The sequence below is a fragment of the Micromonospora narathiwatensis genome (genome assembly GCF_900089605.1).
Classification (GTDB): Bacteria; Actinomycetota; Actinomycetes; order Mycobacteriales; family Micromonosporaceae; genus Micromonospora; species Micromonospora narathiwatensis.
On the sequence record NZ_LT594324.1, the window covers coordinates 3,001,508 to 3,023,110 of the forward strand.

The 21,603-nt window shown below is 73.3% G+C and carries 15 protein-coding genes; all 15 read right to left on the minus strand.

All coding sequences use genetic code 11. The features are described 5' to 3' along the window. Positions 1-41 precede the first annotated feature (41 nt). The 15 genes from GA0070621_RS12975 to GA0070621_RS13045 all read right to left on the minus strand — a co-directional run bounded on the left by GA0070621_RS12975 (position 42) and on the right by GA0070621_RS13045 (position 21,585). The gene (locus GA0070621_RS12975; RefSeq protein ID WP_157739960.1) at positions 42-1,367 is read right to left on the minus strand and encodes an extracellular solute-binding protein; all 1,326 of its coding nucleotides are present in this window, start codon (positions 1,365-1,367) and stop codon (positions 42-44) included. After that, positions 1,364-3,235: a vWA domain-containing protein gene (locus GA0070621_RS12980; protein ID WP_157739961.1), complete on the minus strand. Its 1,872-nt coding sequence runs from the start codon at positions 3,233-3,235 to the stop codon at positions 1,364-1,366. Before GA0070621_RS12980 ends, GA0070621_RS12975 begins: the two co-directional genes overlap by 4 nt. Before the next feature lie 241 nt (positions 3,236-3,476). Further along, on the minus strand, positions 3,477-4,547 hold the full coding sequence (locus GA0070621_RS12985; protein WP_091195100.1) for a hypothetical protein: 1,071 nt from the start codon (positions 4,545-4,547) through the stop codon (positions 3,477-3,479). Between the two features lie 228 nt (positions 4,548-4,775). After that, a complete protein-coding gene (locus tag GA0070621_RS12990; protein ID WP_167666859.1) occupies positions 4,776-6,986 on the minus strand; it encodes a glycoside hydrolase family 31 protein in 2,211 nt (736 codons plus the stop codon). Positions 6,987-7,000: 14 nt separating this feature from the next. Further along, positions 7,001-8,116: a glycoside hydrolase family 15 protein gene (locus GA0070621_RS12995; protein WP_091195103.1), complete on the minus strand. Its 1,116-nt coding sequence runs from the start codon at positions 8,114-8,116 to the stop codon at positions 7,001-7,003. Positions 8,117-8,199: 83 nt separating this feature from the next. Then, a complete protein-coding gene (locus tag GA0070621_RS13000; protein WP_091195108.1) occupies positions 8,200-9,480 on the minus strand; it encodes an ABC transporter substrate-binding protein in 1,281 nt (426 codons plus the stop codon). Between the two features lie 36 nt (positions 9,481-9,516). Further along, positions 9,517-10,329, minus strand: coding sequence for a carbohydrate ABC transporter permease (locus GA0070621_RS13005; protein WP_091195110.1), 813 nt, complete (start codon positions 10,327-10,329; stop codon positions 9,517-9,519). Beyond that, the gene (locus tag GA0070621_RS13010; protein ID WP_231921012.1) at positions 10,322-11,272 is read right to left on the minus strand and encodes a carbohydrate ABC transporter permease; all 951 of its coding nucleotides are present in this window, start codon (positions 11,270-11,272) and stop codon (positions 10,322-10,324) included. The genes GA0070621_RS13005 and GA0070621_RS13010 overlap by 8 nt, the downstream gene beginning before the upstream one ends. Then, complete coding sequence (locus GA0070621_RS13015; protein WP_167666860.1) at positions 11,269-12,486, minus strand: ROK family transcriptional regulator; 1,218 nt, start codon at positions 12,484-12,486, stop codon at positions 11,269-11,271. The genes GA0070621_RS13010 and GA0070621_RS13015 overlap by 4 nt, the downstream gene beginning before the upstream one ends. A gap of 154 nt (positions 12,487-12,640) precedes the next feature. Beyond that, a complete protein-coding gene (locus tag GA0070621_RS13020) occupies positions 12,641-14,974 on the minus strand; it encodes an FUSC family protein (RefSeq protein ID WP_091195116.1) in 2,334 nt (777 codons plus the stop codon). 180 nt (positions 14,975-15,154) lie between these two features. Continuing rightward, entirely contained in the window at positions 15,155-15,871 is a 717-nt protein-coding gene (locus GA0070621_RS13025; RefSeq protein ID WP_091195118.1) for an FHA domain-containing protein, read from the minus strand. Next, positions 15,871-17,160, minus strand: coding sequence for a VWA domain-containing protein (locus GA0070621_RS13030; RefSeq protein WP_091195121.1), 1,290 nt, complete (start codon positions 17,158-17,160; stop codon positions 15,871-15,873). The genes GA0070621_RS13025 and GA0070621_RS13030 overlap by 1 nt, the downstream gene beginning before the upstream one ends. After that, positions 17,157-18,152, minus strand: coding sequence for a PP2C family protein-serine/threonine phosphatase (locus GA0070621_RS13035; protein ID WP_091195124.1), 996 nt, complete (start codon positions 18,150-18,152; stop codon positions 17,157-17,159). The genes GA0070621_RS13030 and GA0070621_RS13035 overlap by 4 nt, the downstream gene beginning before the upstream one ends. Next, positions 18,149-20,404, minus strand: coding sequence for a serine/threonine-protein kinase (locus GA0070621_RS13040; protein WP_091195126.1), 2,256 nt, complete (start codon positions 20,402-20,404; stop codon positions 18,149-18,151). Before GA0070621_RS13040 ends, GA0070621_RS13035 begins: the two co-directional genes overlap by 4 nt. Next, a complete protein-coding gene (locus GA0070621_RS13045) occupies positions 20,401-21,585 on the minus strand; it encodes a hypothetical protein (RefSeq protein WP_091195128.1) in 1,185 nt (394 codons plus the stop codon). The genes GA0070621_RS13040 and GA0070621_RS13045 overlap by 4 nt, the downstream gene beginning before the upstream one ends. Positions 21,586-21,603 lie beyond the last annotated feature (18 nt).

Below are 21,603 nucleotides of genomic sequence, written 5' to 3' on the forward strand. Positions count from 1 at the left end.
TGCCTGGGCCGGTGGCTCCGAGGCGGCCACCCTGGCTGCGCTCAGCTGACCCGCCCATGGAGGGCGTCGGTGAGCCGCTTCACGGCGTCGTCGGGCAGGTTGCCGCCGTTGCTCAGGGCCTCCGTCACGATCTCCTGGAAGGTGCTGCTGAACAGCGCGTAGTGCGGGGTCACCGGTCGTGGCCGGGCCTTGGACAACGCCTGCCTCAGCGTCGGGGCGTATGGACGGACCAGTCGCACCTGCGGATCGTCGTACACGGTGGCCCGGGTGGCCGCGAGCCCGCCGTTGCGAAACAGTGCGCGCTCGCTCTCCTCGCTGGTGAGGAACGTGACCAGTTCCTGCGCCACCCGGGGATTCCTGGTGCTCGTGGCTACGGCGAGGTTCTGCCCGCCCAGCACACTCCGGCCGGGCAGCGGCGTGACGTCGAAGTCGGTCATCGGCCGGTCCCCGGTACGGAGCTGGCCGTACGCCACCGGCCAGTTGCGCATCAGCGGCACCTCACCGCGCTGGAAGGCCGCCCGGCTGGTGTCCTCCCGGAAGTCGTTCGACCGCGGATCGACCGCGGGCGGCAGGTCACCGACCGGTTTCATCGCCTCGGCCAGCCGCTGCAACCCGGCGTGCGCCTGCTCGCTGTCGATCACGACGAGGTCCTTCTCCGCGTCGTACACGTCGCCCTGGGCCGCCCAGATGGCCTCCAACGCGCTGACGGTCAGCCCTTCGTAGGCGGCGAGTGGGGTGACAAATCCGGCTTGCAGAGTCGGTTCGGCGTCCCTCAGCGCCCGTACGTCGTTCTGGCGCGGCGGCAGCGTCGCCGGCAGGGCGTCCGGCGGCACTCGTTTGCGGTAGAACAGCAGCCCGGCGTCGGTGTTGAACGGCAGCGCCCAGAGCTTTCCATCGAACTGGCAGGTCTTGAGCGGGGCGTCGAGGAAGCCACTGGTGTCCACCGAGTCGTCCAGCGGGCGGATGTAGCCGGCCGTGGCGAACTCGGCGGTCCAGGTGACGTCCAGGTTGTAGACATCGACGTTCGGGTTGTCCGACTGGGCTCTGGCCACCATCTCGCTGTGCTGCTCGTCCGCGCTGCGGGACAGTTTCTCCAGCCGGGCCGGCGTGTCCGGGTGCGCGAGGTTCCACTTGTCGACCAGCAACTGTCGCTGCCCGCCGGTGCTCTCGTCCGCCCCGGACAGGATCACCAGTTCCCCACTCCGCGCCTCCTGAGGCGGATGGTGGATCAGGCTACGGGCACTCGCGGCGGCGACCATCGCGAGCACACCCAGCGTGAACCAGGCGAACGGGCCGGAGAACAGCCGTCTCGCCCACGCCGCCGTCGTCCTGGCCTGCCGGTTTCCGCCGGCCGCCGATCCGGTCATCGTCCACTCCACAGGGTCGCGAAGAGCTGAGCCATGGTTCCCGGCACCCTCCCCGGGCTGGCCGGCAGGCATTCGCCGTGGCTGACGTCGGTCAGGAGGTGCAGCCCCGTCCCCTCCCTGCCCTTGATGTCCTCGCACCGCGCGTCGCCGGTGGCGATCACGTAAAGCCGGACACCCGAGGCGCCGGCCAGCTCCCTGACCTGCTGGGCCATTTGCCGCAGGCTGCGCCCGCTGCTGGTGTCCTCGCCGTCGGTCAACACCACCAACGCCCGGATCCGCTTGTCGTCGCCTCCGGCGGCCACCGCGCGCATACCCGCGAGGATGGTGGTGTAGAGCGGCGTCGCGCCGGCGGGCCGGACGCCGCGCAGCGCGCCGGCGGCCACCTCCCGATGCCGCGGCGAACCCGCCGCGATGCCGACCAGCTCGTGGGAATTGCGGCCGTTGGCGCCCGGGAACGACCACAGCCCGAACTCGTCGTGCGGACCGAGCTGCCCGAGTGCCTCGACCACGCCCTGTGCGGCGACCGTGAACCGGGTCACCTTCCCGGAGCCGGCGCTCTCGGCCATCGATCCCGAGGCGTCCACCGCGAGCAGGACCCGTCCGGAGAGCTTGGCCTGCCGGTACAGCTCCAACGTCGCCGCCAGGTCCCCCGGTACGCACGGGTTGCGGTCGAGGCTGGCGCACCCGGCGATCGGCGGATCCAGCCCCACCTCGCTGAGGTACGGACGGGTCCTCCCGTCCAGGAGCCAGTCGCGGAAGGCGTCCACCGCCTGGCTGTGCCGGGCACCGGTCCAGGCGAACTGCACGAAGGGGTGGTCGAGATTCGGTCCCTCGGCCACCGCCGGGCCGACCGTGCCCAGAATCGCGGGCGGGTCGATCGGAGCCTGGCAGCCGGCCCCGCCCAGGGCCCTGCCGGCCGTCAGGCGCCGCCAGGTCCGAAGGCTGGTGAGCACGGCTACGGGCAACTGCCCGGTCCGCAGGTGCGCGCACAGCAGGCTGACCTCGTCGGTCCCCGAGATCGTGGAGTTGAGCACGATCTGCTCCCGCCGCCGGGCCACGACCGGATCCACCATCCTGTCCCGGCCGTCGTGCAGGTAGGCGGCGGCGGCGAGCAGCCCGGCGGTCGAGGACTCGGGATCGGCGGCCGACAGCGACGATCCGGGGCTGTCCAACAGCGCCGACACCAGCCTGGACAGCGTCGCGGCGTCGTCGCGCGCGGCGGACGCGGCCGAACCGGCGAGCACGATCGGCGATGACGCGATCGACGTGATCCGCCGCAGCGGCGGCGGCAACCTTCCCTTCGCCGTCTCGTCCTCGGGTAGCGTACGGGCGAGAATGTCGCGGACCTGCCGCACATCCAACGTGGAGTCCGGCAGCCAGACGTCCGGACGCGGGCCCAGGTCGACGAGCGGGTGCTCGGTCCGCGAGTCGACCCAACCACGCGCAAGGGCGCCGCTGACCGACGCCGTGCCGGCCGCGTAGACGAAGGGGAACACGGTCGGGCATCCGCCGTTGTCGCGGGCGGTGCTGCGGGCGTACTGCTGGGCCACCTCACGGGTCGTCTGAAGGCCCTCGGGGGAGGTGAGGATGCGCAGTTCGGTGGTGTGTGGGCAATCGCCGTCGGCCGATCGCCAGACAACAACGACCATGGTTACGGCGCCGAGCAGGAGAACGGCGAGGGCGCCGGCCACGGCCCTTCTGACCCGACGCGGCACCGCCCCGTACAGCAGCTCGATCCATTCGAGCAACCAGTAGACGAACCGGCGGAAGTCGGTGAACCAGAGCTGAACCGCGAAGGCCACGATCGCGCCGATCAGCACGAGCCAGTTGTTGGTGGCCTGCTCCTTCACGAGCTCCGCGCCGCTCACGAGTGCCACCGCGAGCAGGGCGAACACGAATGCGGCCAGGCGGCGGCCCGTCCCGAATCGGCCCGGATCGTCAGGCACTCGGAATTCGCCCTCCACCAGACGCGCGGACGTGGCCTGGCGCCCCGTCTATGCCGCACTGCCCAGTTTAGGCGTTACCGCAAGCCTGATCGATTCACGCCGCCGAATCGCGGCTCGACTCGCCGCCCACGATTCGGCGCGACCACGCGGCCGATGTCGGCGCTCAGCAGGTGGGCGCGGTGAGCAGGTAGGCGCCGCGCGGATCCCAGCCGACCCGCCAGCCGGCCGCCAACGCCTCCTGCAACACGCCGCCGACGGCGTGCTGCCAGGCGCTGGCCACGGCCGGGGCGTCCCGTCGCAGCGCGGAGATGTCGGCCGGCACCGCGACCAACGCGGCGGGCGCGACGGCCCAGGCCGGGTCGAGCACCGGCAGCCCGTCGGCGGCGGCGACCGCCCACACCGGCTCGACGGCGCAGGTGGGTACGGCCGGCTCGCCGGTGAGGTGCCAGGCCACGAGCAACCGGTTGTACGGCAGTGGGGTGGGGCTGTCGGCGTCGCGAAGCCCCTCGTACCCGGGCAGGAACGCCTCCACGGTCGCGCCGAGCCGACGCAGGTTGAGGTTGGCGTTGACCGCGGCCATCGCGTCGAACGTCCAACGGATCTCCGTGACGCCCCGCTCGTGCGCCCAGGCCCGCTGGGCCAGCTTCAGCGCGATCGACACGCCTCGGCCACGGGCGCCGGGCAACACCGCCATCGGGCCGGACTGCACCAGTGGCTGGCCGTTGGCGGTCCACCCCGGCAGCGCGAGCAGCACGCCGACGGGCACCTCCCCGTCCCAGGCCAGCAGGACCGGGGAGCCGGCGGCGAGCAGGTTGCGCAGCAGGCTCGGCGGATAGAAGTGATGCCCCGCGCCCGGGGCGAAGACCCCGTCGAGGACGCTGACCGCGGCGGCGACGTCGACATGCGTGTCGACCGGGCGGATGTCGACGCCGGCGCGGGCGGCGGCCGCCACGGCCGGGTCGGCCGGCTCCGCCGCGGGCGATGGACAGGTGAGGGCCGCGACCGGATCGGCCAGCGGGTCGGGCGCGAACACCTGCCGGGTGGCGGCCTCGACCAGCTCGGTGATCGCGGCGACGGTCTCCACCGGATCGTCGGTGAGCACCTGCGATCCCTCGGCGGGCAGCAGTTCGGCGATGACCTCGCCGATGACGGCCTCGGGCACGTCGGCGGGCAGGACGTCGGCGACGATCTCGGCGAGCGGGCCGGCCACGGGGTCGGTGACGGGGTGGGACACTGCGTACTGCCTTCGGCTTGCGACGGAACGGTGCGGCGACGCCGGTGTCCGGAGGCCGGGCGTCGGACGGTCACTGTCCCGGAACCGGGGGCCGGGACAGTGACCGGCCGGTGACATGCCGGTGAAGATGTCGCAACCGGCCGAGCGTACCGGCGGTGTCGCGTCGCTGCTGACGGTGGGTCCGCCCGTTCCCCCGGCCTCGGGTGGCCAGGGGAACAGGCGTTTCCGTCACCCCGGGAGCCGCCGGTAGACGGGAATCTCGTCGATCGGCACGCTTCGCCGCACCTCGACCGGTCCGGTGTGCCGCTCGCCGGTGAAGAAGTCCTCCCACTCCCCCGCCGGCAGCCACACCGCCCAGGTCGTCGCGCCCGGCTCGGTGACCGGTGACACGAGCAGGTCGTCGCCGAGGTGCCACTGCTGCGGCCAGTCCCACACCCGCTCGTCGTCGGGGTGATCGAAGAACAGCGGCCGCATCAGGGGCTTGCCGGTCCGCACCGACCGCTCGGACTGCTCCACCAGGTAGGGCACGAGTTCCTCGCGCAGCCGCGCGAAGCGCCGGAACACCTCCAGCACGCGCGGCTCGCCGGCGCGCTCGGCGATGTTCCACGGCGTGCGGTCCACCGACGGCTCACGGTGATGGTTGAACTCGGAGTGGTACTGCATGATCGGAGCGAAACACGCGGCCGCGGCCGAGCGCAGGTAGAGTTCGGCGTCGGGGATCTCGCCGGAGAAGCCGGCCAGGTCCCAGCCCCAGTAGAAGACGCCGCCGACACCGGCGGTCAGCCCGGCGGTGATCGACGCCCGGTAGGCCGCCCACGTGGAGTCCTCGTCACCCGCCCAGTGAGCCGGGAACGCCGCCGAACCGGTGAAGCCGGCCCGGCTGAACGTCACCCCGTCGACCCTGGCCGAACGCATCAGCTCGTGGTAGGCGGCGGCGTAGTGCACCGGGAACAGGTTGTTCGCCTCGTCACCGCGCGACCCGTCGAAATAGCGCAGGTCATGGCCCCAGGGGTGCTCTCCGCCGTCGGTCTTGAAGCCGTCGACGCCGAGGTCCTCGACCAGGTAGCGGCGCTTCTCCAGCCACCACCGCCGCGCCTGCGGGTTGGTCCAGTCGGGCAGCAGCGCGCCGGGGAACCACCAACCGCGGTTGCGGTGCGACGACCCGTCGGCGTCGCGGACGGCGTACCCGCGCTCGGCCAGGGTCGCCAGGTCGGCGGCGATCTGGCCGTCGTCGCCCCGGTCGGTCGGCAGCAGCGGGATCTGCCACAGCAGCACCTTCACCCCGGCCTGGTGCAGCTCGTCGACCATCGCCTTCGGGTCCGGCCACGCGCCGTCGGGCGGGAACTCGAAGTCCGCGAGACGGTGCGGCGCGCCGTCCGGATGCACCGGGTAGCGCGCGTCGCGGAAGGCGACGAAGGTCGACTCGTCGCTCCACGCCTCGATGACGATCGCGCCGACCGGGATCTCCTCGGCGAGGCTGCGACGGACCTCGGCCAGCACCCGGGACTGGGTGTTCCACTCGTTTCCGCTCATCCACGGACGGAACACCCAGGACGGCGGCACGGTCGGCCGCCCGGTCTCGTCGAGGAACTGCCGTACCACCGCCGCCGGCTCACCGGCGTAGAGCCGCAGTGGCAGGGCGGGCTTCGCCGGGTCGACCTCGGCCTCGACGAGGATGCGGTCCGGCTGGGTGGCACCGACGTCGTACCAGGTCCGCCGGCTGGTCACCGTGTGGAACCCCCAGCCGGTCCGCCCGCCGGTGACCACGGCGAACGGCATCGGCAGGTAGGTTCGGTGACCCTGTCGCTTGTACTGCTCGAAGACGGTCGCGTCGAGCACCTGGCCGCGCTGGTCGAGCGCGTGGTAGCGCTCGCCGAAGCCGACGACGTGCTCGCCCTCGGCGAGCCGGAGCGCGAAGCGCACCCGCCGGGGCCCCTCACTGCCGGTCAGCCATTCGACGCTGTCGGGGACGACGGCGTCGACGGCGTCGGGGTCGCGTACCTCGAACCGCCCGCCGGCGCGCTGCCAGGCCAGCGGCCGTACCGGGAACGGGCCGGTCCGCACGTCGCCGCCCGCGCCGGTGCGGCCGACGACGTTGTACGCGTCGTCGCCGTCGGCGGTCACCCGGGCGATCCAGGCCGTGCGGCCGCCGGTGTCCGGGGCCGCGGTCGCCGCCGCGGCCAGGTGGCCGGCGGTGCCGACGGCGGGCGCGGGCGGCGCGCCGAAGTCGAGGGTCACCGTGGCCGGGTCGACCCGTCGGGCGGTCACCCGCGTGCCGTCGCCGAACTCGACCTCGACGGCGGCCACCGCCGGATCGGCGAGCACCCGGATCTCGTACGCCTCGCCGCTCAGCGGGTGCAGCGGGACGCGCTGGTCGAGGTCGTACCGGTAGGGGTGGCCGGTGCCGGCCGGGCGGTGGCTGATCAGTGGGGTGCTCACAGGACTCCTCGCGCTCACAGGCCGACCTCCAGGGCGAGCGTGACGAACATGGCGTGCGACCAGAGCAGGGGCGTGGCGACGGGGCCCCAGCGGTCGGTCCACTCGGCGATGTACGCGGGTCGTTGGGTGTCGCCGCTGACCTGCTCGGGCAGGTGCCCCTCCGGAGTGGCCTGCGCGGCGATCCAGTCGAGTCGGCGCGTCGCCTCCTCCGTGCGGCCGGTACGTGCCTCGTGCCAGCCGAGCCAGGCGGTGAGGATCAACCACTCCCCGCCGCCGTAGAAGGTGTCGCCGAGGTAGCGGTAGACGCCGCCGCGCAGCAGTTGCCGGCGTACCTGGTGGTAGGTGTGCTCGGCGACCGGGCCGCGGGGGTCGACCACCTCGAACGGGGTGAGGCAGGCCAGCAGGCTGCCGTCGACGGCGGTGCCGCCGAGCCATTTGGTGAGGTGTCCGTCGGAGACGCCCTCGCCGGTGACGAGCGTTTCGAGCGCTGTGACGCGCTCGGCGGCGGCGCGGGCGCGGGCGGGGTCGAGCACGGGGTCGCCGTGTTCGTCCCGGGCTCCGACGGCGGCGCGCAGGCCGGCCAGGACCGCGCCGAGCGTGGCGACGTGGCGGTGTTCGGCGTGCTCCTCCCACCAGTCGTAGCAGGGTCGGTCCCCGAACGCGGTCAGGTAGTCCACGGTGGACCGGATCGCCGACCGGTAAGGGGCGAGCGGGCGGGCGTGCCGCGCCGCGTGGGCCGCCAGGACCCACAGCCAGGTGCCGTAGCCGTCGAGCTGGAAGTTCCACCAGGGCTCGTCGCCGTCGCCGCCGTCGAGGGTGTAGCGGGTCGGCAGCATCTCGTCGGCCGGGACCTCGTCGCCGGCGGCGGCCCGGGCGACGAGCTCGGCGATCCGATCGGCCCGGGCGTCGATCACAGTGGCGCACCAGCGCAGGAACCGGTCGGCGCTGTCCGTCCGGCCGGCCCGGCTCATCGCGTCGGCGATGAAGGCGCCGTCCCGCAGCCAGCTGTACCGGTAGACCGGGTAGTCGGGGCTGGCCGGGTACGCGCCGGAGGGATGCTGATGGGCTTCGATGAGGGTGAGGCTGGACTCGACCAGGGTATGCAGGTCGGACCGTGCGGCGGTCGGCACGGGAGACTCCTTGAGGAAACGTCGGTATGGTACGTGCGGGGGTGCGGCCGAGCGCGAGACGGCCGCACCCCCGTCCTTCTGAACTACTTGATGAGGGCGGTGACGGCGGCTGCCGCCTCGTCCAGCGCCTGCTGCGGGGTCGCCTGCCCGGAGGCGGCCTTCTCCAGCGCCTGGGTGACCGTGTCCTGCATCTTCGCCTGCTGGGCGTCGAGGACCGGCGGCAGCGCGATGTTCTCGAGTGCCTCGAAGACCGCCTTGCGGTTGGCCGGCGGGGTCTTCGTGAGGTAGCTGTCGAACGCGGCCTGGTCGTTGACGGCGGGCAGCTCCCAGTTGGCGGCGAGCCGGGTCTCCACCGCCTTCTGGGAGGAACCGAGGAACCGGGCCCACTTCCAGGCCGCGGTGGCCTTCTTCGTCCTGGCGGAGACCGCGGTGGCGTTCATGAACACCGCGTTGGCCTTCCGGGCGTTGCCCGGCTCGGTGACGATGTCGAAGTCCAACCCGGCGGTGTCGGCGAGCCCCGAGATCTGCCAGATCCCGTTGTGCCACATGGCGAGCTTGCCCGACTTGAACAGCGCGGTGTCGTAGTCGGCCTTGCCGCCGATCTCGGCGACCGTCGGCTGCACCGTGCCCGGCTTGCCGAGCAGCCACTGCGCCGCCTCCAGGCCCTTGGCGTCGTTGAACGTCGCCTTCTTGCCGTCCTCGGACAGGAAGGATCCGCCGTTCTGCGCCAGCGCCTTGTAGAACTCGTGGAAGGTGACCGGCTGGTAGTCGCCGTAGACGCCCTTGCTCCGGTCGGTCAGCTTCTGCGCAGCGGCGCGCTCGTCGGCCCAGGTCCAGTCCGCCGTCGGGTAGGCGACGCCGGCCGCGTCGAAGAGCTTCTTGTTGTAGAACAGCACCACGTCGGAGAACGTCGACGGCACCGCGTAGAGCTTGCCCTTGAACTGGAAGGACTCCAGCGCCTTCGGGTAGAGCCGGTTCGCGTCGTAGTCCTTGTCGGCCTTGGCCCGCTCGTCCAGCGACAGCAGCGCGCCGGCGCGGGCGTACGTCACGAAGTTCTCGTAGTTCAGCTCGAACGTGTCGGGCGCGGTGCCACCGGCGATCGCGGTCTGCAGCTTGGTGAAGTAGTCGTCGTACGCGGCGGTCTGGACCTGGACCTTGATGCCTGGGTTCTGCTTCTCGAACTCGGCCTTGATCGCGTCGAGGTCCTTGAGGTGGTCGGGGGCGGCCGAGAAGGTGAAGTAGGTGATCGTGCCGGTGGCACCGTCGTCGGCGCCGCCGGAGGTGTCCTTTCCGCAGCCGGCGAGGAGGGTGGTCGCGGCGAGGGCTCCGGCAGCGGCGGCCAGGAACCGTCTTCTGGTGGTCATCGGATCTCCCTTTCGGGGGTGAGGTGGTGGTGAGGGTTAGGACTTGATTCCGGTGAAGGTGATGCCGCGTACGACGTAGCGCTGGGCGAGGACGTACAGGGCGAGGATCGGCAGGACGGACAGGGTGGAGCCGGCCATCACCACGTTCCAGGCCGTGCTGTACCGGCCCTGGAGCAGCGACAGCCCGACCGGCAGGGTCATGTGCGCCTCGGTCTGCGCGATGACCAGCGGCCAGAGGAAGGCGTTCCAGCTGGACATGAAGGCGAACACGGCGAAGGTGGCCAGCGCCGGGGCCACCAGCGGCAGCAGCACCTGGGCGAAGACCCGCAGGTGGCCGGCCCCGTCGACGTACGCCGCCTCGTCCAGTTCCTTCGGCAGGGCCAGGAACGCCTGGCGGAGCATGAACACCCCGAAGCTGGAGACCATCGTCGGCAGCAGCAGACCGGCGTAGCTGTCCACCAGCCCGAGGTGCCGCATCTCGATGAACAGCGGCACGATGATCACCTGCATCGGGATCATCATCGTGGCCAGGTACAGCACGAACACCGCGTTGCTGCCCGGGAAGCGCAGCCGGCTGAAGGCGTACGCGGCGGTGGCGCTGGTGAACAGCTGCAGCAGGGTGGACACGACGGCGACGCCGACGCTGTTGGCGGCGAAGCGCCAGAACGGGAAGGCCTCGCCCAGCCGCTGGTACGCCTCGACGGTGGACGGGTCGGGCAGCAGGGGCGCGTCGACCCGGGCGAGCTGCGGGTCACCGGTGAGCGAGGTGATCAGCATCCAGACGAACGGCCCGAGCATCGCCACCGCGCCGAGCGTGAGCGCGAGGTAACGCAGGATCTTCTTACTCATAGTGCACCCACCTGCGCTGTAGTCGGAGCTGGACCAGGGTGACCAGGAGGATCACCGCGAAGAGCACCATGCTCATGGCGGAGGCGTAGCCGACCCGCCCGTACGAGAAGGCGTAGCTGACGATCTGCTCGACCACGACGCTGGACGCGCCGCCCGGACCGCCCTCGGTCATCACCCACACCTGGTCGAAGACCTGGAAGCCGTTGATGAGGCTGATGACGGTCACGAAGAACAGCGACGGGGAGAGCATCGGCAGGGTGATGCTGCGCAGCCGGCGCCACCAGCCCGCGCCGTCGAGGGCGGCGGCCTCCAGCAGGTCGCGCGGGATGGCCTGCAGGCCGGCCAGCAGGATCACCGCGACGAAGCCGACGTCCTTCCAGACGGAGGCGAGCACCACGGACGGCATCGCCCAGTCCGGGTCGGTCCACCAGCCGGGTCCGGCCACGCCGACCGCGCCGAGGATCCGGTTGACCAGCCCGTCGGCCGGGTTGAGCAGCCATTTCCACAGCAGCGACACCGCCACCCAACTGCTGATCACCGGTAGGAAGAAGATGGCCCGGTAGAGGGTCATCGCGGGCAGCTTCGCGTCGAGCAGCAGCGCCACGGCGAGCCCGCAGACCAGCACCAGGGGCAGGTAGCCGGCCAGGTAGGCCAGGGTGTGGCCGAGCGCGGCGTGGAACTCGGCGTCACCCAGCAGTTCGGTGTAGTTGTCCAGCCCGACGAAGGCCGGTACGCCGATCAGGTTCCAGTCCTGGAGGCTCACCCAGGCGGTGCCGACCATCGGGCCGATCCAGAACCCGAGCAGCAGCACCAGGCTGGGGGCGAGGAAACCGGCCGCCGCGGCCACGGTGCGCGCCCGGCGCCCGGTGGTCCGACGGCGGTAACGCGCCCGGGGACCGCCGGATGCCGGCCGGGTGGTCGCGGCGGTGGTCGGCGCGGTCACTGGGTCACCTCGGCACCGGGGAACGCGGCCAGCCGGGCCCGGATCGCGTCGGTCTGCGCCTCGGCGTTGAGCGTGAACGGCGCCCGGAGCACCAGCGCAGCCGCGCCCAGCGCCCACTTCGCGTCGTCCCACGGGTCGACGTGGACGCTCACCCCGTCGGCCATCGGCGGGAACATGCCCGCGCGCAGGGCGGTGAGGAATCCGTCGGCCAGGTGGTCCCACGCCAGCGTTCCCTCACCGCTGACCAGCACCGCCTGGGGGTCGAGCACGGTGGCCAACCCGGCCGCGACGGCGCCGAGGCGCTCGCCGGCGGCGCGGTAGACGGCCAGGGCGCCCGGGTCGCCACGATCCGCCGCCGCCCTCAGGTCGGCCGACCCCGCGTCCGGGCCGACTGCGCCCGCGTCCCGCGCCTGCGCGAGCAGGGCCGCGTCGCACACGTACGTCTCCAGGCAGCCGCGCTTGCCGCAGTGGCAGGTCGGCCCGTCGGGGTCGATCGGCAGGTGCCCGAGTTCGCCCGCGGCACCGTGCCCGCCCCGGCGCAGGTCGCCACCCAGGACGACGGCCCCGCCGACGCCCTGCCCGAGGGTGATGGTCAGGAAGTCGTCGTACGGTCGGCCCAGTCCGTAGAGGTGCTCGTAGGCGGCCAGGGTGTTGACGTCGTTGTCGACCAGCACCGGCGCGTCGAGCAGCCGCGTGAGGTAGTCGCGCAGGGGCATGTGCCGCCAGCCGAGCAGGGGCGCCTCGACCAGGCCGGTGCGGCTGTCGACGAAACCGGGAACACCGAGCCCCACCCCGAGCAGCGGTGGATGGCCGGGCGCGGCGACGTGCGGCGCGAGCAGTTCGGACAGCGCGTCGAAGGGGTTGACGGCGCTCTCGTCGAACGGCGCGGCGAAGGTGTCCAGAACGGTGCCGTCGAGGTCGGCGCGTACCCCGGTGAGCCGACCGGCGGCGACCTTCACGCCGATCGCGTGCGCGGCCGGGCCCACCACCGCGAGGAGTTCGCTCGGTCGGCCGCCGCGGGGCATGCCGTCGTCGACCTTCTGGATGACGCCCGCCTCGATCAGGGAGCGGGTGACCGCGGTGACGGTCGGCGGGCTGAGGCCCAGTCGCCGGGCGACGTCCGCGCGCGAGATCGGGCCGTGTCGCCCGATCAGGGCGAGCACGGCGACCCGGTTGACGTCTCGCAGGCGGGGACCCGACGTCGCAGCCGTCACAGCACACTTCCTTCCGAAGCCAAATTCGATGGCCGAAGAAAGTCTCGGAAGATAGGGCCTGCGTGTCAATCCCCGAGGGAGACGAATTTGCTCGTACCCGCCCGACCGCCCGTGAAGCGGCGAGCGGCGGCCGGGCGGCGGTCGATGTCGCTGGTCAGCGCCACCACGGCCGGCTCGCCACCGCGACCGCACGGCCGACCGGCCCGACCAGATCGTCGCCCACCTGGTCGATGCCGCGGATCCACTCGGCCGCGACCACCAGGGCGGTCGCCGACCCGGCGACCGCCTCGTCGCCACGCCAACGTTCCAGGCAGGTACGCACCGGCACATTCAGATCCGGCAGGATGGGCCAGTCCGGTGCGCCTCCCGTGCCGGCCAGCCGGTCGGCCAGCCGCTCCAGCCCGTCGAGCAGAGCCTGCTGCGCCGATCGGACGGGCTCGACCGCGTCCCGGCACCGGTCCGCCCGATAGCCGTGATCGGTGGCCGCGCCCTCCAACAGGTTGGCCGCCAGGGCCAGGTAGTTGGCCCCCGTCATCAGGACCACGGCGTTCGAGGAGTCGAGCGGCCCGGTCGGCCGCTCGGCCAGGTAGGCGCCGAGTGCCAACTCGGCCCGGGTACGCGCGCCCGCCGGCGGGGCCGGAGCGGGCCGCTGTTCGGCGGCGCCGACGGCCAGCAGCCGGTCGAAGGCGTACCGGAGCCGCCCGATCGCGGCCCGGTGGTACGCGGCGGCGCTCCGGATGAACTGGCGGCGCGTTCCGTGCGGCCACATCAGCAGGCTGAGCGCGACGCTGACGGCCACGCCGACCCCGATGTCCTCCAGCCGAACCAGACCCAGGCGCCAGCCGACCGGGGCGAGCAGATTGAAGATGATCATCAGGTCGAGCGTGAACGCGGCCTGGCTGAGCAGGAACCGCTGGGAGCCGGAGGTGTACGCGGACAGGAGAACCGCGACCGGGAGCGCCGCCCACAGCCACGCCGGACGGCCGGCGGTCCCGATGATCACTGCCGAGCCGACGACGACGCCCACCACGTTGCCGGCGACGGCCCGTACAACCGAGCGGGCGGTACCCAGGGCGTTGGTCCGCAGCACCTGCAACGTACCCAGCACCACCCAGAACGCGTGCGGCAGGCCCAGCCGCCCGGCGAGCCACACCGACACCGCCAGGCCGAACCCGGTCCGCAGGCCGTCGCGCAGCGCGGTGGAGCCCGGTGCCGCGGAGGACGCCAGCCACCGCAGGCGACGGTGGCGAGCCGGGTAGTCGGCCAGGACCTCCTGCCCCGCTCCGCCGCCCCGCGCACCGGTGTCCCGGCCGGCCGCCGCCGAGGCGTTGGCGGCCACCGCCGTCGCCAGGTGCGCCAGCACACGCAGCGTATGGTCGACTTCCAGCGCGTCGAGGATCTGCTCCCCCGGCGCCGAACGGCCCAGCAACCGCCGCACCCACCGCCCCACCGCGCGCCGGTGCGCCTGCCGCCGTTCCTCGACCACGCGTACGTCCGGCACGCCCGAGGCGCCCTCGATCGAGGCGGCACTGGCACGCAGGACGTCCGACACCGCCGCCACCAACGCCCCCTCGGTCCCGGTGCCCCGCCGGGACAGGTGTTCCGGCCGGTACAACGGATGACCGGCGACCCCCACGATCAACTGGAGGTCGCCGATGAGCTCGGCGTACGCGCGCAGCCGGCGCCGCGAGCCGAGCGACCGGCTCGCCGTGCCGGCGTACCGGCCGCGAGCCGCGTCCACCGCCTGCGCCGCCGCCCTGAAGCGGCTGAGGCCGGGATCGTCCGGACGACGCGCCAGCGCGTCGATCAGGTCCGCCACCGCACGGCAGGCCGCACCGACGGCGCGGGCCAGCGCCACCGGCCCGGCGCGGGGCAGCAGCAGGGCGGCACCGGTCGCGGCGAGGCCGGCGAAGAGCCAACCCGCCACCCGCATCGGGATCTGCCCCGCGCCGTAGGGCAGCGTGACGGCCAGGACGAACGAGAGCAGCAGGCCCAGCCGCGCCGTGCTGACGTGGCCGCCCACCACCGCGGCGAGGAAGGTGGCGACGAACGCCACCACGAACATCACGGCCGGGACGGCGACCGACGACCGGGACACCACCGTGCCCAGCGCCACCAGGACCGCTCCCGCCGCCGTGGCGAGCAGGTAGGAGCGGGCGCGTTCCCGACCGGTGCCACCGAAGTCACTCATGATCAGCAGGGCGAACCCGCCGAAGATGGCGAACGTGGCGAAGGACTCGTTTCCCACCACGTACCGTCCGACCGCGAACAGACCCGGCAGCACGACCGCGGCGCGAACCGCGGCCCGGGGCGCGCTCCGCTCGGGATCGGCCAGCGACGTCACCAACCGGCGTACGGCCCGACCGAGACGCCCGCCCGCGTCCCGGACAGGTGCGGACAGCCCGCCGGCTCCGCCACCGGCACTCCCGGTCCCGTGGTCCGGCCGGCCCTCGGCGCCGTCTCGTCGCACCCCGTCGGGCTCTCCCATGAAGCCCCTGTAGCCAGCAGCGCCCCCGCTACACCCCCGACCCGCCCGGCCACGGCTCGGACACCTGCCCGCACCTACCCCGGAGGTGGGCCGCCGGCCCCGGCATCGGCGGCGAACCGGGCACGAACCGCCGCCGGCCGGGGCGTCTTCCCATGCCTCGCTGCCCTGATCGTGTCGCGCTCAGGACGCATGGACGGTCAGGACGGTCCAGGCCCCCAGGTAGATCTTGTCGCCGCCCTTGATCGGTACCTGGACGTTCGGGTCGATCGGGTTCGAGGAGGGGTCGTTGAGGAAGGTGCCGTTGGCCGAATCCAGGTCGACCACCGCCCAGCCGTCCTGCCGGGCGACCAGGAGCGCGTGCAGATGGGACACGCCAGGGTCTTCCGGCGGGCCGACCAGATCGATGTCCGGATTGATGCCCCGCGACTGGCTGCGCCGCCCGATCACCATCTGCTCGCCGGTCAGCACGAAGCGCCGCTCGGCCGCGAACCGCGGGAACGCCATCGCGGCGGCGTCCTCGCCGCCCATCGCCTTGACGACCTCGAAGTAGGCCGGGTCCGGGTGCACGGCGACCGTCCACCGCTGAGCCGCCGGCCCGGCCGGTGGCGACGCCGGGGCGTCCGCGGGCGGGGCGCTCGGCGGGTTCACCGGGGGTGCGAGCAGGAAGTCGTACCCGTCCTCCTCGCAGAAGCGCCCCGGTTGGGGCGTACCGCACACCGGGCAGGTCCTGACGTCGGGCGGGGCGGCCGGAGGTGTCGCGGTGGCCGGCTCCGCCGAGGCCGGCGGGGGTACGGCGGGAGCCGCCGCCGGTGGTGCGGCCGCGCCACCCATCAGCGTGCCGCAGACGTCGCAGTAGTCCAGGGTGCCGGACTCGTGTCCCCTGGGGCAGCTCGCCATCAGCCCTCCTGCTTCTTCTTCACCCGGACCGTCTTGACGGACCGCACGTTGGTGAGTTCCGCGTCGACGCCGGCGACCTGCTTCTTGAGCCGTACGGTGCCGGTGGGCGCGTCGACCACGTCGACCACGCGGGCGAGCAGCTTGGCCGTGCCTTCGTGGCCGGACGCCGCCGCGAGTTGCACGGCCCGGCCGAGCTTCGCCGTGGCGGTCTCCACGTCGCCGGCGTCGCGCGCCTTGAGTCCCTCCTGGATCACCGCGGCGAGTTCGGCCTGCCCGGTGTAGTGCGCCACCTGCGGGTTGATCTTCGTGGAGAGGGCGGTGTCGTCGGTCCACCGGGCCAGCACCAGCTTTTCGGTGAGCACCTGGCCGCCGCTGACGAGGCTGAACCGCGCGGCGAGCACCTCCTCGCCGACCGCGTCCGGCTCGACCTCGACCGAGATGTGGTAGTCGCGGCTCTCCGCGCCCCACGCCCCGGTCGGGTAGTCGCCGATCCGGCCGCTCACCTCAACCCGCCGGCCGGTGAGGTCCTCCACCTGCGGGTACACCTGCTTGACGAACCGGATGGTGGCCCCGGCCGGGGTCCACACCCGCAGCGACACGTCGGCGACCGACTTGCCCATCGCGGCCTCCGTCATGGCCTGGAAGGCGGCCGGCAGCTCGGCCGGGTCCTCCAGGCCGTCGGCGGTGCCCAGCAGGGTGGAGGCGATCAGCCGCAACTCGCGCGCCACCCAGTCGTCGCCGACGCCGCGGCTGTCGCAGACGAACCTGCCCTCGCAGACGTCCAGCACGCGCTGGAGGTCCTGCGGGCTCTCGTGCTGGTTCTGCCCGTCGGTGAGCAGGATCGCGTGCTTCACCTCGGCCGGCTGCCCCGCGAAGAGATAGTTCGCGAGGTCCAGCCAGCGGCCCATGGCCGTACCCCCGTCGGCTCGCAGTCGGGCGACCGCCGCCTTCGCCTCGGCCCTGGTCTGCGGGGAGGCCGGGACCATGCGGGCGTCGGCCGGATAGACCATGTTCGCCCCCGCCGTGCCGGCGACGACGGCGAACGCGACCCCGTCCCGGAGGGTGTCGACGGCGATGGCGGTGGCCTTCTTCGCCTCGGCGATCTTCTTGGCCGGCATACCCATCGACCCGGAGACGTCGACCATGATGACCTCCGCCGCGCTGGGCGCGGCACCCGTGTCGCGCAGGGCGCCGCCCTGCGCGGTCACGGTGATGATGGCGTCGACGACGCGCCCGCCCTCGGGCAGGTATTCGTTCTGGTCGACCTCGGCGGAGAACTGTGCGGTCATGGGACGGAGCCTCCCGGGGGTGGATAGGAGAGTACGGCGACGGTGATGTTGTCGTGGCCCCCGCCGTTCACCGCGATGGCCGTGAGGTGCCGCGCGACGTCGATCAGCTCGCCGGCGGACTCCGCCGCCAGCGCCGCCGGGTCGGACAGGTAGTCGTGCAGACCGTCGGAGCAGAGCAGCAGCCGGCCGGGGCCGGCCGGTCGCAGCGAGACGACCTGCGCCTCCGGGTCGTCCGAGTCGGCACCGAGCCAGCGGATCAACGCCCGGGACTCGGGGTCGGCGTCGAGGGCCGGTGGGAGCGGACGCCCGGCGGCGAGCTGGCCGGCCACCGAGTCGTCGACGGTGAGGCAGGCGGGGTCCGGCCCCAGCCAGTAGGCGCGGCTGTCGCCGATCCAGCCCACGGTCACGGCTTCGGCGGTGACGACTCCGGAGACGTACGTGCAGCTCGGCGGCGAGGCCCCGGCGTCCGGACCGGCGGTGGCCCGGGCCGCCGCCGCGGCCGCCCGCGCGCCTTCGAGGGTCGCCTTGGCGGGGTCGGTGCCGTGGGCCAGCGCCGCCAGGAGCGCGGCGATGCCGGCCTCGGCCGCGTCGTGCGCCGCGGTGTCCGCGTGGATGGAGGTGGACACCCCGTCGCACACGACGGCGGCGCCGGCGCTGCCGGTCCGGCCGATCGCGAGCGCGTCCTCGTTGCCGCGTCGACGTTGGCCACGGTCGGTCACGCCGGCGGCGCCGCCCAGGGCCAGCTCGGCGTGAGCCCGTCCGATCGGCCGCCGCCGTCCGCAGTGGTCACAGTAGGCCTCGTCGCCCGCGTAGGCCGTGTCGCAGGCCGCGCAGGCGGTGCCGGTGGTCCGCGACGACAGCCAGGTGGTGGAGACCGACTGCGCCGCCGGCTCACCGGTCGCCAGGTTGCGCCCGCACACCTCGCAGAAGCGGTGCTCCGGCTCGCTGGGCGGGCCGTGGTCGGGGCAGCCGTTCATCAGCGCGCCGTTCATATCAGCGTCCTCGGCCGGACCGTGTTGGCCCGGTCGACGAGCGCGATCCGCGTGTCGCTGTCGCGCGCCAGCTGCGCCATCGCCCGGTACGCCTGCTCCAGGCCGAAGCGCAGCCCTCGCTCGGTCAGCTCGTGGCCGAGTACCCGGTCACCGGCCGACGGGCGCTGCCGGGGCACCTGGGCCGCGGTGATCCAGCCGAGGGCCGCCTCCAGCAGCTCGACGGCCAGTCGGGCGCGACGCTCGACGTCGAGGCTGAGCCGTTCCAGCCGGACGGAGGCGTGCAGCAGGTCGTCGGGCTCGACCGGTTGCCGCGTCGTGGTGTGCAGGCTGGCGCGTACGGCGGCCACCTGGGCGATGGCGTGCATGCTGGAGCTGTCGGGCACCTGGTCGAGTACCGCCAGCGCGCCGGCCCGGTCCTCGGCGGCCAGCCGGATCCGGGCCAGCCCGAAGGCGGCGCTGAGGTAGCCGTGGTCGACCCGCCAGACCCGGGTGTAGAGCCGTTCGGCGGCGGTCGGGTCGCCGGTGCACTCCATCGCGGCGGCCAGCGCCAGCCGGGCGGCCGGCTCGCCCGGCAGCTCGTCGTAGACCGCGTCGAACGCGATTCTCGCCTCGCCCGGGTTGTTCGCGGCCAGCGCGGCGAGGCCCCGGTACCAGTCGATCCGCCAGTCGTACGGATCGGCCGCCGCCAACTCGTCCAGCCCGGCACGCGCGCCGGCCTGATCCCCCTGCTCGATGCGCGCCCGGACCAGCCGGAACGTCACCTCCACGCTCCGCGTCGGCGTGGCAGTCAGTTGCCGGACGACCTCACCGGGGTCGGTGACGCTCAGGGTGGCCAGCACGCCCGCGCCGGGATCGAGGACGTCGACCTGCGGCAGCGGCAGCGCGGCGGCGACGCTCGCCGGGCGGAGGTCGGCGACCACCGCGTCGCCGACCTCCCCGGCGCCGGTGCCGAACGCCCGGCGTTCGGGGGTGAACCGGCGGGACAGGGTCGGCCGTGGCACGCCGTCGACGGCCGACACCACCTCCCGGAGGACGCCGAGCAGTTGCTCGCTCATCTCGGCCGCGGACTGGAAACGCCGGGCCGGCTCCCGGTGCGTGGCCCGGCGCAGCAACCGGAAGTACGACTCCTCCTGAGCCAGCAGCGGCACCTGCGCCTGCTCGGGCAGCCGATCGGCGTACGTGCTGGCGAATCCGCGGAACTCGAAGCTGAGCACGGCGAGCGACCGGCCGACGGTGTAGATGTCCGAGGCGACCGACGGGCCCGCGGTGGCCACCTCCGGTGCCTGGTAACCGGGCGTGCCGTAGATCGCGCTGACGTCGTCGTCGGCCCGCCGGACGCCGCCCAGGTCGATGAGCTTGAGCTGCTCCTCGGCGTGGATGACGTTGTCCGGCTTGAAGTCGCAGAAGATCAGGCCGCGGTCGTGCAGGTAGCCCAACGCGGGCAGGATCTCGACCCCGTACGCGATCACCTCCGGCAGCGGCAGCACCCGTACGCCCTCGGCACGGCGGGCCACCAGCATGTCCCGCAGCGACTGGCCGCCCACGTACTCCATGACGATGTAGCCGACCCGCTCGCCCGTCTTCGGGTCGGGGTGCTGCACAAAGTCGTGGATCTTGACGATGTTGGGGTGGTCGATCTCGACCAGGAAACGCCGCTCGGTCACCGCCGCCGCCATGGCGTCGGCGTCGCCGGTGTTGATCAGCCCCTTGAGCACGACCCAACGGTCGCTGACCGAGTCGCTGACGTTGCGGTCCCGAGCGAGGTAGATCCAGCCCAGCCCGCCGTACGCGAGCGCGCCGAGCACCTCGTACCGGTCGTTGACGAGGTCGCCGGCGCGCAGCCGCGGCACGAACGAGAACGGGTGGCCGCAGTGCGGGCAGTAGCCCTCCACCCGGCCCGGCCGGCCGTCGCGCCCGCGGCCCACCTCGGCGTCGCACCCCGTGCAGAATCGCCGTGACTCGGCCACCTTCGGGTCGCTCATGACCGCCGTGGCCGGGTCGCGCAGCGGCACCCGCGGAATGTCGATCAGCCCGGCGCCGAGCCCGCCGCGCGCCGAGGGCCGGCTGCGCCCGGATCCGGTACGCGCCGAGCCGGCGCTGATCGTCGCGACGGACGGCATCGTGGCCGCGGCGGTCGCCACGCTGCCGCCCGGAGGCGCCACCACGGCGCCCGCCGGCGCCCGGCGCCCGCACTCGTCGCAGTAGCCCTCGGCGCCGTACGAGCCGGGGCAACCGGACCGGACACACCTCATCGGTGCCCCCTCTCCGTGAGCTCGTTGAGAAATCGCTGGTAGGCGACCACGGCGCGGGTGGCCGCCGGCAGATCGCAGGGGCTGGTGTAGAGCAGGTCCCGCGCGGTCCGGTGCCGCTCGGCGAGTGCGGTGTGCTCGGCGAGGCCGAGCCGCCCCGCGCGCGCGTGGTAGGCGTCGAGCCGGCCACGCAGCTCGGCCCGGCGGTGCAGCAGCCCTTCGGCCGCGTCGCGCAGCCGCGTCGCGCTCTCCCGCGACTGCGCCACCGAGCGGTCGACGACAAGCAGTTCGTCGGCGAGCCGGGGCCAGCGCTGCTCGCGGTGCAGCTGGTCGAGCTGGGCCAGGTGCGCCCGCAGCGCCGCCGCCGTGTCGGGGGCCGGCGGCAGGCCGGGGTTGGCGATCTTCGTGGCCGCGACGGCGTACGCCCGGCCGGTCGCGGCCTCGGCCTCGGCCACCTCGTCCACTGCGGCGCGCAGCCGCCCCATTCGCTCCGGGTAGGTGTCGCGCAGCCGGGTCAGGTCGGCCAGCCGGACGGCGAGCGCCTCGATCTCGGCGGCCAGCGCCGGTGCGGGTCCCGCCGCCTCCAGCAGGTCGCACATCGCGTCGAAGGTCGCCTCGGCCAGGCGTACGCCGAGGCGCTCGACCTCGGCTCCCGTGGTGGCGTAGCCCAACGCGTCGGCGGCCGTCCGGGCTCGGTCCAGCGCCCTGGTCAGCGGCTCGAACCGGCTGGCGACCCGCGCGTACGCCGACTGGACGCCGTCGAGGGCCCCGGCGACCTCGGCGCTGGCCCGCTCCAGCTCCTGGGCCAGGCCCATCGCGGTCACCCAGTTCGGCGGCGGCCCGGCCAGCGGGTCGTCGACCACCATGCCGTCGGGCGCGAGCGGCAGGACGGGACCGCGCAGCAGCAGGGTCAGCTCGGCCAACTCGTCGTCGCCGGGCCTCGCCCGCGCCCCCCGTACCGTCCTCACCCGGTCGAGCAGCGACCGCAGCGCGGCGAACTGGGACCACAGGGCGTCGAGCCGGCCGAGCGTCTCGGTGGCGACCTGGCGCGTCTTGCCCCGCAGTTCGTCGCCGCGCAGCACGACGAGGCCGGGATGGCCGTCCAGCGCGAACATGGCGGCGGAGATCCGGTCGTGTGCCGCGACGAGACCGACGACGGCGGCGTCGACGTCGTTGCGGCTCATCGGTGCCGGTGTCGTCAC